We start from the raw sequence: 12,388 nt of genomic DNA, 5'->3' as shown, positions 1-12,388 counted from the left end.
GCACCCACCATAAAGGGTTCTGGTGCGGCGCCCAACTAGCGCCGCCAGAAACTCGGCAGGAAGAGCACGAGAACGGTGAACAGCTCCAGCCGCCCGGCCAGCATGCCGAGCGAGAGAAGCCAGGTCACGCTGTCCGGCAGGCTGGCGAAATTCTGCGACGGGCCCACCACCGGGCCGAGGCCGGGTCCCACATTGGCCACCGCCGTGATCGACGCCGAGAAGGCGGTGACAAGGTCGAAGCCCAGCGCGTTGATCGTGATGGCGATCATCATGAAGGTGGCGAGGTAGAGAAAGGCGAAAGACAGCACCGACGCCACCACATCGTCGCCGATCGGCTTGCCGCCATAGAGCACGGGAAACACCCCGTTGGGGTAGATGACGCGCCGGAGATGCTGCTTCAGCGCCGAGCCGAGAATGGCGATACGGAAGCTCTTCATGCCGCCGGCGGTGGAGCCGGTGCAGGCCCCCAGAAACAGCAGGATGAAATACAGCGCCTCCGTCGGCGGGCCCCAATTCGTGTAATCGTCGGCCACGAAGCCGGTGGTGGACATGATCGACACCACGTTGAACAGCCCGTTGCGCAGCGCCACCTCACCCTCGTTGATCCCTCCGCTCACCTGCTGGACGGTGGAAATGACCGTGAACAGCGCCACCAGCGAGAGGAACAGCCGTACCTCCGGATTGGCGAAAAGCCGGCTGAAATCACCCGCCAGCACCCGCACATAAAGCACGAAGGGCAGCGAGCCGGAGAGCATGAAGAAGATGGCCGCATACTCGATGGCCGGGCTGTTGAAATAGCCGATCGAGGCGTCGTGGGTGGAAAACCCGCCGGTGGAGATGGTCGCCATGGCATGGGCGACGGCATCGAACACGCTCATGCCGCAGAACGCATAGGTCAGCGCACAGGCGAAGGTGAGGAAAACATAGGAGGCGAGGATGCCCTTGGCCATCTGCGCCGCACGCGGCAGCATCTTTTCCGATTTGTCGGAAGATTCAGCGCGGAACAGCTGCATGCCGCCGATCCGCATCATCGGCAGGAGCGCGATGGCCATGACGATGATGCCGATGCCCCCATACCAGTGCAGGAAGGCGCGCCAGATGAGCAGGCCGGGCGGGCGATTATCAAGGCCGGAGATCACCGTCGCGCCTGTTGTGGTCAGCCCGCTCATGGCCTCGAAATAGGCGTCGGCCAGCGACAGGTCGGTCTCCGCCCACATGAAGGGGATGGCGGCGAAGGCGGAAAGCAGGACCCAGCTCAGCGTGGTGAGCACGAAGGCCTGGCGCAGCGACAACTTCTCCACCTCGCCGGACCGGCCGGCCAGCCACAGCGACAGGCCGACGAACACGGTGATGACGGAGGACGCGGTATAGGCGAGGAAATCTCCGCGGCCGGCGACAAGGTCGACCAGCGCCGGAATCATCATCATCGTGCCGAGAATGGCGAGCAGGACGCCGAGAATGGCGGCGATCGGGCGAAAGTCGATCACGGGATCAGGAGACCGTTCGGCGCGGCGTGAAGCTCACGGCATGGAAGCTGCCGCCACCATAGCTGCTTCGCCCCACGGCCGGAAGCGCCATCGGCACCTCTCGGGACGCTCAGTTGAGCGTGCGGGCCTCGCCCGGAACATCGAGCGAGAAGGCCGGCACCTCGGCGTCGAAGCTCTCGCCGGACGTCGTCATCAGGCTGTAGCTGCCTTCCATGATGCCGGTGGAGGTCGGCAGCGGCACGCCGCTGGTATATTCAAAATGCCCGCCGGGCGGCAGCACCGGCTGCTCGCCGACCACCCCGGCCCCGCGCACTTCCTGCACCCGGCCGAGCGCGTCGGTGATGATCCAGTGGCGCGATTTGAGCTGCACGGTATCGACGCCGAGATTGAGAATCTCGATCGTGTAGGCCCAGAAATACTGGCCACGCTCGGGATCGGAGCGTTCGGGCGCGAAGCGCGGAATCACCGTCACCTGCACGCCTTTCGTCGTCGCCCGATACATGCCCGCTCTCCTGCGCCTCCCGATTCGCCCACGCCAGACCAATGAAGGGCCTTTGGCGGCCGAGGGCAAGGCATTCGCGGGTCACGCCTGCGTTTGTACACCGCCGCCGGGTACCGTGTCGCCCACCTGCCCGCACACCTGCCGGCGCGCCGCCCTCACTCCGTCTCCAGCGCGCGGGCGATGTCGTCGGTGAGGTCGTCGACATGCTCCAGACCGACCGAGAGCCGCACCATGCCGTCGGAAATGCCCATCTCGACCCGCGCCTCGGGGCTGAAGCGCTGGTGCGTCGTGGTCGCGGGGTGGGTGACGAGGCTCTTGGCATCGCCAAGATTGTTGGAGATCCGCGCCAGCTTCAGCCCGTTGAGGAAGCGGAAGGCCCCCGCCTTGCCGCCCTCGACCTCGAAGGTCACGAGCGTGCCGCCGCCGCGCATCTGCCGCGTCGCCAGTTCGTATTGGGGATGGTCCGCGCGGAAGGGGTAGATCACCCGCGTGATGCCCGGCAGCTCGGCCATCCGGTCCGCCAGCAGTGCGGCGCTGGCCTGCGAGCGTTCGACCCGCAGCGGCAGCGTCTCCAGCCCCTTCAGCATCACCCAGGCGTTGAACGGCGAGATCGACGGGCCGGTCTGGCGCAGGAAGGTCTGGAGATGGTCGGTGAGGAATTTCTCCGCGCACAGCACCACGCCGGCGAGGCACCGCCCCTGCCCGTCAATATGCTTGGTGGCGGAATACACCACCACATCGGCCCCCAGCGCCAGCGGGCTCTGCAGCATCGGGGTGGCGAAGACGTTATCGACGATCAGGCAGGCGCCGGCCGCCTTGGAAATCGCCGCCACCGCCGCGATGTCGACCAGTTCCAGCGTCGGGTTGGTCGGGCTCTCCAGGAAGAACACCTTCGTCTCCGGCCGCACCGCGCCCTGCCACGCGGCAAGGTCGGTGCCGTCGACCAGCGTGGTGGCGATGCCGAAGCGCGGCAGCAATTCCTCGATCACATAGCGGCAGGAGCCGAACAGCGCCCGCGCCGCCACCACATGGTCGCCGCTTCTCAGCTGGCACAGCAACGAGGCCGTCACCGCCGCCATGCCCGATGCCGTGCCGCGCGCCACTTCCGCGCCTTCCAGCAGCGCGAGGCGGGCCTCGAACATCGCCGCCGTCGGGTTGGAATAGCGGGTATAGATGAAGCCGGGGTCCTCGCCCTTGAAGCGGGCTTCCGCCTGCTCGGCGCTCTCGTACACATAGCCCTGGGTGAGGTAGAGCGCCTCCGACGTCTCGCCGAAGGGCGAACGCAGGATGCCCCCCTGCACGAGGCGGGTCTCGGGCCGCAGCTGGGCGATCTCGGCGGGGGAGAGCTTGGGTGTCTCGGTCATCTGCGGCTCCGGTATCTCATTCAACCGGGTCGCTCGCGCGTCGTGTCGCGCGGCCCCGGCCTGTTTAGCAACCTTGTTTAGCGTGGCGGCAAGCCGGCCGGCTCAAATGACCACGTCGATCATTCCGCATACTCCCGCCCCCGACATGCCGTCAAGCCGTGTCGACGACATGCACGCTTGGCGTGAAGGGGCGCGTCCGCTAAAGCCAACGGCACGGTAGGACAAGCCATCATCAGCGGAGCGGCGCGCGTGGCCGAGAACGGCATGACAGTTTCGGGCACGGCGACTTCGGGGCTGGCCGGCGCGGGCATCCTGCCCGGCCACGCCATCGAGGCGCTGGCCGCGCGCGGCGCCATCCGCACCGCCCGCCCCTTCGATGCCGACCAGGTGCAGCCCGCCAGCCTCGATCTGCGCCTCGGCCCGGTCGCCTGGCGCATCCGGGCGAGCTTCCTGCCCGGACCCGGCGAGACGGTGGCAGAGCGCCTCACCCGCCTCGGCCTGCACCAGCTCGACCTCACCGGCGGCGAGGTGCTGGAAACCGGCTGCGTCTACCTCGTGGAGCTGGAGGAAGCGCTGGCGCTGCCCTCCGACATCGCCGCCTCGGCCAACCCGAAAAGCTCCACCGGCCGGCTCGACGTGTTCACCCGCGTCATCGCCGACCGCTCCCGCGCCTTCGACATCGTGCCCGCCGGTTATCAGGGCAAGCTCTATCTGGAAATCAGCCCGCGCACCTTCCCGATACTGGTACGGCAGGGCTCGCGCCTGTCGCAAATCCGCTTCCGGCGCGGCGACGCGCGGCTCGACGAAGCGGGCATCGCCGCCCTGAACGCCGCCGAGCGGCTGGTCGACAGCCCGCTGGTCGATGTCGCCGGCGGCGGCATCGCGGTGAGCGTCGATCTCTCGGGCGAAGGCTTTGGCGGCCTGCTCGGCTTCCGCGCCAAGCGCCACACCGGGGTGATCGACGTCGACCGGCGCGCCGCCTGCGAGGTCGAGGATTTCTGGGAGCCGCTGGTGACGCGCGGCCGGCGCGAACTGGTGCTGGACCCCGATGCCTTCTACATCCTCGCCTCCAAGGAGGCGGTGCACGTTCCCCCCAGCCATGCGGCGGAGATGGTGCCGTTCGACCCGCTGGTTGGCGAGTTCCGCGTGCACTATGCCGGCTTCTTCGACCCCGGCTTCGGCCACGACGCCGCCGGGGGGCGAGGGGCCCGCGCCGTGCTTGAAGTGCGCTCGCGCGAGGTGCCGTTCATCCTCGAAGACGGCCAGATCGTCGGCCGCCTCGTCTATGAGAACATGCTGGAGCGCCCCCGCACCCTCTATGGCGAGGGCCTCGGCTCGAACTACCAGGCGCAGGGACTGAAGCTGTCCAAGCATTTCAGGGCTTGGGCGCGGGACTGATTTTTCGCCCGCTTCGGCCCTTCGGGTGGCGCCGCCCTCAGCCCGCCGGCGGGTCGCGGCCTTCCACGAACGCCCGCAGCAGATGGTGGGCGATCGCCATCCGCGGCGGGGCCATCAGGCCGTCGGGGTGGGTGCGGGTGAGCAGCAGCCGCGCCTCGTCGCGGGAAAACCAGCGCGCGGCTTCCAGCTCGTTGGGGTCGATGACGATCGCGCGCGAGGCGGCCTGCGCGACAAAGCCCGTCATCACCGACATCGGAAACGGCCAGGGCTGCGAGCACAGATAGCGCACCGCGCCGGTGGCGATGCCGGTTTCTTCCAGCGTCTCGCGGCGCACCGCGTCCTCGAAGGTCTCGCCCGGCTCGACGAAGCCGGCGAGGCAGGACCACATGCCGGGCGCGAAGCGGGCCGAGCGGCCGAGCAGGCAGTCGTCGCCATCAACGGTGAGCATGATGACGACGGGATCGGTGCGAGGAAAATGCTGCGCGCCGCAGTTCGGGCAGTCGCGTCGCCAGCCGGCCTCCGCCGCCGCGAGGTGCCCACCGCAATTGGAGCAGAAGGTGCGCCGCGCGTGCCAGGCCAGCATCGCCTTGGCGGTGGCGATCTGGCCGGTTTCCTCCACGCTCGCCAGTTCCCGCACGGCGATGGCGCGCAGGTCGATGACCAGCAGGTCGGGCCGCAGTTCCGGCTGCTCGGTGAGCGCGCCCAGCGCGGTGGCGGGAAGCGGCAGCACGAGATGCGGCACCTCGCCCTCCAACCCGAGCAGGCACGCCTCGCCGAGCCGCCCGCCCAGCGCCACCGCCTCGGCGAGCGGAAACAGCGCGGTGCAGGAGCCCGGCCCTTCCTCCATCCCGGCAATGAAGCCCGGCAGCCGGCGCAGGACAACGCTTTCGCCCGAGATCAGGCAGGCGCGCGCACGAGGATCGCGCAGAAAACTCTCCATTTCGCCGCGCCGCAGCCCGGCGCGATCGAGCCGCGCGCCGGTGTAGCCGAGATGCGGCCACAGGCCGAGCGAGGTCTGGTCGGTAGAGGGCAAGTCGTTCATGCCGCGAGCGCCTCGCGCAGTTGGGCCACCAGCCGCATCGCCTGCGGCGCCGCATAGGTCTGGCGCTCGCCACCCACGCCCCAGACGGCACCGGGCCAGGCGGCATCGTTCTCGAAGCGGGCAATGACGTGGATGTGCAGCTGGCGCACCATGTTGCCGAGCGCGGCGACGTTGAGCTTGTCGCAGCCGGTCTGCGCCTTCAGCGCCCGGCTCACCGCGTCGATCTCGCCCCACAGCGTCGCGCGGGCGTCGGAATCGAGGTCGATCAGTTCGGCAAGGCCGGGCCGGCGCGGCACCAGGATGAGCCATGGAAAGCGGGCATCGTCCATCAGCCGCACAGTGGCGAGCGCGAGGTCGAGCACCGGGAAACTGTCGCCCTCAAGGCGCGGGTCGAGGACGAAGGTCGAGGCATCGCTCATGCTGGCGCAGGCTCCCCAGGCCCGCCGGAGTGCGGGCGCGGGTGAAGCTATAGCGCCGTGCGGGACGCCGTGCCATCGCCTCGCGCACACGATGGCGGCGCGCCTGCCCCGCGCGGGCTGCATTTGTGGCGCGCGTCACTTTGTCCTAGAGAGGAGGCCGCGACCCCCGCCGAAGCAGCGTGCCATGACCCTCACCGTGCCGACCGATTCCCTGCGCCGCACCGCCATGCCGGTCCTGGTGGCGCTCAGCGCCGCCCATTTCCTCAACGACATGATCCAGTCGCTGATCCCGGCGATCTACCCGCTGATCAAGAATGCCTATGCGTTGGATTTTGCCCAGATCGGCATCATCACCCTCACTTTCCAGATTTCAGCCTCCCTGCTGCAGCCGCTGATCGGCCTGTATACTGATCGCTACCCCATGCCCTATTCGACGCTGGCCGGCATGGGGTTCACGCTGGTCGGGCTCGTCGGCCTCGCCCATGCCGGGACCTACCCGATGCTGCTGGTCGCGGCGGCTTTCGTCGGGATCGGCTCGTCGATCTTCCACCCCGAGGCGACGCGCATGGCGCGCAAGGCGTCGGGCGGGCGCCACGGCTTCGCGCAGGGGCTGTTCCAGGTCGGCGGACAGACCGGAGGCGCCATCGGCCCGCTGCTGGCCGCCTTCATCATCGTGCCGAACGGCCAGTCCAGCCTCGCCTGGTTCAGCGCCGCCGCGCTCCTCGCCATGCCGCTGCTGTTCTGGACCGCCCGCCATCGCGCGCTGGCCGTGCCGGTCCGGCTGGCGGGACACGCAGCCGAGCCGGAGGTGGCGCACCGGCCGTTCCGCGAGGTCGCCTTCCCGCTGGCGATCCTCATCGTGCTGCTGTGCTCGAAGACCGCCTATACCGCCAGCTTCACCTCCTTCTACACCTTCTACCTGATCGAGCGTTTCGGCGTGTCGGTGCAGGCCTCGCAGCTCATGCTGTTCCTGTTCCTCGTCTCCTCGGCGGCGGGGGTGCTGTTCGGCGGCATGCTGGGCGACCGCATCGGGCGCAACAAGATCATCTGGTTCTCCATTCTCGGCGCCCTGCCCTTCACCCTGGCGCTGCCTTATGTCGGCCTCGCCGGCACGGCCGTCCTCACCGTCCTCATCAACCTCATCATGTCGAGCGCCTTCGCCGCCATCCTGGTCTACGCCATCGACCTGATGCCGCACCGCATCGGCCTTGTCGGCGGCTTCTTCTACGGGCTGGTCTTCGGCCTTGGCGGGCTGGCGGCGGCGGCGCTGGGGATATTCGCTGACCGCTACGGCATCGACGCGGTCTACCAGGTCTGCGCTTTCCTGCCGGCCTTCGGCCTGCTCGCCTTCCTGCTGCCCAGCCTGCGCGGCGCCCGGGTGTCCTGAGGCGCAGGCGCTGCCGCACGTCATGCGCCGCTGCGCTTCATGGGAGTAGAGTAGCGGGTGAGTCGGCCCCGCGCCGGCGCCCCGCCACCCTTCACCACGCACGGCCCCCATGAGCGAACTGCGCAGCCTCTACCCGCCGATCGAGCCCTTCGAGACCGGCATGCTCGATGTCGGCAACGGCCATTCCATCTACTGGGAGCGCGCCGGAACGAAGGGCGGCAAGCCCGCCGTGTTCCTGCATGGCGGCCCGGGCGGGGGCATTTCGCCCGCCCACCGCTCGCTGTTCGATCCCGCCCGGTATGAGGTGATCCTGTTCGACCAGCGCGGCTGCGGGCGCTCCACCCCCTATGCGGAGCTGGAGCACAACACGACCTGGGACCTCGTCGCCGATATCGAGCGGCTGCGGGAGATGTTCGGCTTCGCGACATGGCAGGTCTTTGGCGGCTCGTGGGGTTCGACGCTGGCGCTGGCCTATGCGCAGACCCATCCCGGGCGCGTCAGCGAACTCATCCTGCGCGGGGTCTACACGCTCACCCAGGCCGAGCTCGACTGGTATTACCGCTTTGGCGTGTCGGAGATGTTCCCCGACAAATGGGAGCGCTTCCTCGCCCCGCTGAAGAGCGTGGCCGAGCGCGCCGACCCGGTCCGCGCCTATCGCGCTTTGCTCACCGGCACGGACGAAGCCTTGAAGCTGGAGGCGGCCAGGGCCTGGTCGACCTGGGAGGGCGAGACCATCACCCTGCTGCCGGACGCCGGCTTCACGGCGGCGTTCAGCGATGGGCATTTCGCCCTCGCCTTCGCCCGCATCGAGAACCATTATTTCGTCCACAAGGCGTGGCTGCGCGAGCGCCAGTTGCTCGACGATGCCCACAAGCTGAACGGCATCCCCGGAATTATCGTGCATGGACGCTACGACATGCCCTGCCCGGCGCGCTATGCGTGGGAACTGTCGAAAATCTGGACCGATGCCGAGCTGCATCTGGTCGAGGGCGCCGGCCACGCCTATTCCGAGCCCGGCATTCTCGACCGCCTGATCCGCGCCACGGACACATTCGCCGGCTAGAGGCGGGATGCACGCCAAGGAGCCTTGCCGATGATCACATTGTCCCGCCGCGCCGTGCTCGCCTCCGCGCTGCTGCCGCTCAGTGCCGCCATGGAGCCGGCCCGCGCCCAGTCGGCGCCCGATTTCGGCAAGGTGGCGCCACCCATTTTCAGCGCGCTGGCCAAGGCGAACGACATTCCCGGCCTGGTGGTCGGCATCACCCGCAATGGCCAGCACGAGATCCTCGCCATCGGCAGCACCGCGCGCAAGGACGGCCGTCCGGTGGACGGCAGCACGCTGTTCGAGCTGGGATCGGTCAGCAAGACCTTCATCGTGGCGCTCGCCGCGCTGGCGGCGGAGCGCGGGCGGCTCGACCTCAACGCGCCGCTGGAGAATGTCGCCCAGCGGCTCACCGGCACGCCCTTCGGCGCCCTCACCCCCATCGACCTCGCCACCCATGCGACCGGCGGCATGCCGCTGCAATTGCCCGACGGCATCCGCAACGAGAAGGAACTGGTCGAGTGGCTCGCCGCCTGGAAGCCGGCCGCATCCCCGGCAACGCGCCGGGCCTATTCCAATGTCAGCATCGGCGTGCTCAGCCTTGTCACCGCGACGGCGCTCGGCACCAGCTTCACCCGCGCGGCGCAGCGCGATCTGTTTCCGCTGCTCGGCCTCGACAGCACCTATATCGACGTGCCCGAGGACGCCATGGCGCGCTATGCGATGGGCTACACCAAGGCGGACAAGCCGGCCCGTCTCACCCCGTCATTGTTGGGCCCGGAAGCCTATGGCGTGAAGTCCACCGCGCTCGACATGCTGACCTTCCTCGACGCCAATATGGGGGTCGGCACGGTGGCGCCGGATATGGCCCGGGCGCTGGCCCGCACCCATACCGGCTATTTCGAGACGGCGAGCTATGTGCAGGAGATGATCTGGGAGCGCTATCCCTGGCCGGTCGGACGCGACCGGCTGCTGGCCGGCAATTCCCTCGACATGGCGATGAAGCCGCAGCCGATCACCCGCCTCGACCCGCCCTCCCCACCGGCGCCGGCGAGCTTCATCAACAAGACCGGCTCCACCAACGGCTTCGGCACCTATGCGGTGATGCTGCCGGCGGAAAAGCTCGGCGTGATCGTGCTGGCCAACCGCAACTACCCCAATGAGGAGCGGGTGAAGGCGGTCTACGCGCTGGTGGAAGGGCTGCTCGGCGGGGCGGGCTGACACCCGCGCCGTACCTCCGGCTTGGGCCGCGCCATCACGCGGCCTTGGCCGTGGCGCCCAGCCGGATGAAGGGCACGCCGGCCAGCAGCACGCCGACGCCGACCAGCGCGCCATAGCCGGTATAGGCGATGCTGGCATAGAGCAGATAGGCGCAGGTGAGGCAGAACAGCGCCGGGGTCAGCGGGTAGAGCGGCGCCCGGAAACGGTCGGTCCGGCCACTCTCGCGCTGGCGCAGAAGGAAGAACGACACCCCGACCAGCCGCAGGAAGAACCAGAACACCGGCGCGGTATATTCCACCATCGCCTGGAAGCCGACGCGCGTGCTGGCGCCGAACACCACAAGGGCGAGCGCGATGGCGCTCTGGGCGAGTATGGCGTTGACCGGCATGTTGCTGCGCTCTTCCCACAGGCCGATGCGACCCAGCAGCGGCAATTCCCGCCCCAGCGAATAATAGAGCCGGGCGCCGGTGAAGATGGTGGCGTTCATCGTGCTCAGCGCCGCAAAGCACACGAGCAGCGCCACCGCCAGCGAGGCGCCGGGCCCGAACAGCTGGTGCAGCGTGTCGGCCGCCACCACGTCGCTGGCGCGCAGCCCGTCGAGGCCGAGGACGTTGAGATAGGCGAGGTTGATGAGGAAATACAGGCCGGTAATGACCGCCACGCTGATCACCAGCACGCGCGGCATGTTGCGCCGGACATCCTTCATCTCGCCGGAGAGATAGGCAACCTCGTTCCAGCCGCCGTAGGTCAGCAAGATCAGCACCATGGCGAGGCCGAACGCGCCGCTCGCCGAACCCGCGTCGGTGGCGGCCGGGGCCGGCGTCGGGGCGCTGCCCAGCGCGAGGCCGAAGCCGGCGATGGCAAGCACGGCGAGGATGGTGAGGATGGTGAAGACGAGTTGCAGGGTCCGGCTCTGCCGGGAACTGGTCAGGTTGATCGCGGTGAAGACCATGATCGCCCCTGCCGCATAGAGCGCCGGTCCCCAGGGGCCGAGCGGCAGCACGCCCTGGGCATAGTCGCCGAACACGAAGGCCACCGCCGCGATGGCGCCGGTCTGGATCACCGTGAGCCTGGCCCACGCGAACAGCAGCGCCACATGCCGCCCCAGCGCCCGGCGCAGATAATGATACTCGCCCCCGGCATGGGGATAGGCCGAGCCGAGTTCGGCATAGACGAAAGCACCGACGAGCGTGACGGCGCCGCCGATCAGCCAGAAGCCGACAAAGGCCCATTCGCTCGACACGTTCAGGGCGACGATCTGCGGCGTGCGGAAAATCCCGATCCCCACCACGATGCCGACCAGCATGGCGATGCCGTCCAGCGCCGACAGGCTCGCCTTCGGTGTCCCTTGCGGGGCGCCCTGCGCCGCCGAAGCGGGGTCGGCGGCCGCGACGGAGTCGCGCGCAATCGCGATGGGCTTCACGGGGGACTCTCCAGTTTCAGCTTCGGGAAGGGGGCGCCGGGCCGCCGTCGGGCGCGCGCCAGGGCAGGCAAGCCGGCAGCCGGGCGGCGCAGCGGAGGCCGCCCGGCTGGGGACATGAAGGTTCGTCTCAGCTGCGGACGGCGGTCCAGTTTTTCATCGGCCCGTCCGAAGCCGTGCCGGAGAGGCTGTTGCCGACCACCGCGCCGACATACTCGATGCCGCCGGCGGTGAAGCGCAGCTCCTTGCCGACAACGCGGCCATTCTCGATCGGCGTCCCGCCGAGGTCGCCCGTGACCTTCTGATAGGTCTGCGTCAGCCGCAGGGGCTGCTCGCCAAGGCGCCAGTCGCCTTCCACCTTGGCGGGCACGATCCACATCAGCGCGGTGCACCACTGGCGGCATTCGTCGCCGAGGCGATCGACCCGGTCGGCCTCCCAGTCGCCCATGGCGAAACTGTTGGAGACGACACGCGTGCCGGGCTCAAGTTCGAGAATCTGCGGGCGCAGCCGCTCGTTCAGCTCCGGCAGGAGGAAGAGGGTGAGCACCTGCGCCTTGGAGAAATCGGTCTCGAAGATATCGGCCTGTTCGAAGGTGGCGCGGTCGGCGACGCCGGCCGCCTCGGCCCGGCGCTTGGCCAACGTGACCATGTCGGGATTGTACTCGATCCCGTGGGCGCGCAGGCCGCGCTGGGCCGCCGCGATCACCGTGCGCCCGTCGCCGGCGCCGAGATCGATCAGATAGTCCTGGGGGCCCACCGCCGCCATGTCGAGCATGCGCTGGACCAGCGTGTCGGGCGTCGGCACCCACACCACGTCCTTGCCGGGTTGGCCGGACTTGGGATCGTACCCTTCCTCCGCCGGGGCGGTGGTCTGCGCGCCCGGCGCGATGGTCTCGGCGCCCGGGGCGATGATATCGGGCGGGGCTGCGGCGGGAGGCGGGGCGATGGCGGGGGGCGCAGTGACCGGGGGCGCCGTCTGCGCCAGTGCCGGAGCGGCCAGAGTGAGCGCGCCGGCAGACATCACCGCCGCGACAGCGCCCGCCAGAACGGTGGAGCGCGGCACTCGGCGTGACACGCGCTTCGGCATCGTGACGTATTGATGAATA

11 protein-coding genes and 1 riboswitch are annotated in these 12,388 nt (G+C 68.8%); of the genes, 4 read left to right on the top strand and 7 right to left on the bottom strand.

Going from position 1 to position 12,388, the window contains the following annotated elements:
* Positions 1 to 35: 35 nt before the first annotated feature.
* The 3 genes from EV667_RS03050 to EV667_RS03040 all read right to left on the bottom strand — a co-directional run bounded on the left by EV667_RS03050 (position 36) and on the right by EV667_RS03040 (position 3,353).
* Positions 36 to 1,487: a TrkH family potassium uptake protein gene (locus EV667_RS03050; protein ID WP_131833845.1), complete on the bottom strand. Its 1,452-nt coding sequence runs from the start codon at positions 1,485 to 1,487 to the stop codon at positions 36 to 38.
* Between the two features lie 109 nt (positions 1,488 to 1,596).
* Positions 1,597 to 1,989, bottom strand: a complete 393-nt coding sequence (apaG, locus tag EV667_RS03045) for a Co2+/Mg2+ efflux protein ApaG (protein WP_131833844.1) — start codon at positions 1,987 to 1,989, stop codon at positions 1,597 to 1,599.
* Positions 1,990 to 2,144: 155 nt separating this feature from the next.
* Positions 2,145 to 3,353, bottom strand: coding sequence for an O-succinylhomoserine sulfhydrylase (locus EV667_RS03040; RefSeq protein ID WP_131833843.1), 1,209 nt, complete (start codon positions 3,351 to 3,353; stop codon positions 2,145 to 2,147).
* 43 nt (positions 3,354 to 3,396) lie between these two features.
* Positions 3,397 to 3,477: riboswitch (SAM riboswitch) on the bottom strand.
* A gap of 140 nt (positions 3,478 to 3,617) precedes the next feature.
* On the opposite strand from EV667_RS03040, the gene EV667_RS03035 reads away from it, so the two are divergent.
* Positions 3,618 to 4,751 carry a 2'-deoxycytidine 5'-triphosphate deaminase gene (locus EV667_RS03035; protein WP_207907664.1) on the top strand — a complete coding sequence of 378 codons (1,134 nt, stop codon included), beginning with the start codon at positions 3,618 to 3,620 and terminating at the stop codon, positions 4,749 to 4,751.
* 37 nt (positions 4,752 to 4,788) lie between these two features.
* Here EV667_RS03035 and nudC read toward each other — a convergent pair whose 3' ends face one another.
* Together nudC and EV667_RS03025 are read right to left on the bottom strand one after the other, a co-directional pair.
* Positions 4,789 to 5,793 (bottom strand): NAD(+) diphosphatase, encoded by a 1,005-nt coding sequence (gene nudC / locus EV667_RS03030; protein ID WP_131833842.1) that lies wholly within the window; start codon positions 5,791 to 5,793, stop codon positions 4,789 to 4,791.
* Positions 5,790 to 6,212, bottom strand: coding sequence for an HIT domain-containing protein (locus tag EV667_RS03025; protein ID WP_131833841.1), 423 nt, complete (start codon positions 6,210 to 6,212; stop codon positions 5,790 to 5,792). Before EV667_RS03025 ends, nudC begins: the two co-directional genes overlap by 4 nt.
* 184 nt (positions 6,213 to 6,396) lie before the next feature.
* Here EV667_RS03025 and EV667_RS03020 point away from each other — a divergent pair, with 184 nt between their 5' ends.
* From EV667_RS03020 to ampC, 3 genes are all read left to right on the top strand, one after another.
* Positions 6,397 to 7,599, top strand: a complete 1,203-nt coding sequence (locus tag EV667_RS03020; protein ID WP_131833840.1) for an MFS transporter — start codon at positions 6,397 to 6,399, stop codon at positions 7,597 to 7,599.
* 109 nt (positions 7,600 to 7,708) lie between these two features.
* Positions 7,709 to 8,662, top strand: coding sequence for a prolyl aminopeptidase (pip, locus tag EV667_RS03015; protein ID WP_131833839.1), 954 nt, complete (start codon positions 7,709 to 7,711; stop codon positions 8,660 to 8,662).
* Between the two features lie 30 nt (positions 8,663 to 8,692).
* The gene (gene ampC / locus EV667_RS03010; protein ID WP_131833838.1) at positions 8,693 to 9,862 is read left to right on the top strand and encodes a class C beta-lactamase; all 1,170 of its coding nucleotides are present in this window, start codon (positions 8,693 to 8,695) and stop codon (positions 9,860 to 9,862) included.
* A gap of 34 nt (positions 9,863 to 9,896) precedes the next feature.
* On the opposite strand, the gene EV667_RS03005 is transcribed toward ampC, so the two are convergent.
* Together EV667_RS03005 and EV667_RS03000 are read right to left on the bottom strand one after the other, a co-directional pair.
* Positions 9,897 to 11,285: an APC family permease gene (locus EV667_RS03005; RefSeq protein WP_131833837.1), complete on the bottom strand. Its 1,389-nt coding sequence runs from the start codon at positions 11,283 to 11,285 to the stop codon at positions 9,897 to 9,899.
* Between the two features lie 127 nt (positions 11,286 to 11,412).
* Positions 11,413 to 12,357 (bottom strand): class I SAM-dependent methyltransferase, encoded by a 945-nt coding sequence (locus tag EV667_RS03000; RefSeq protein WP_245515945.1) that lies wholly within the window; start codon positions 12,355 to 12,357, stop codon positions 11,413 to 11,415.
* Positions 12,358 to 12,388: the final 31 nt, after the last annotated feature.

Origin of the sequence: Ancylobacter aquaticus (genome assembly GCF_004339465.1) — a bacterium.
GTDB classification, from domain to species: Bacteria; Pseudomonadota; Alphaproteobacteria; order Rhizobiales; family Xanthobacteraceae; genus Ancylobacter; species Ancylobacter aquaticus.
This window is presented reverse-complemented; position numbering and strand designations above follow the sequence as displayed.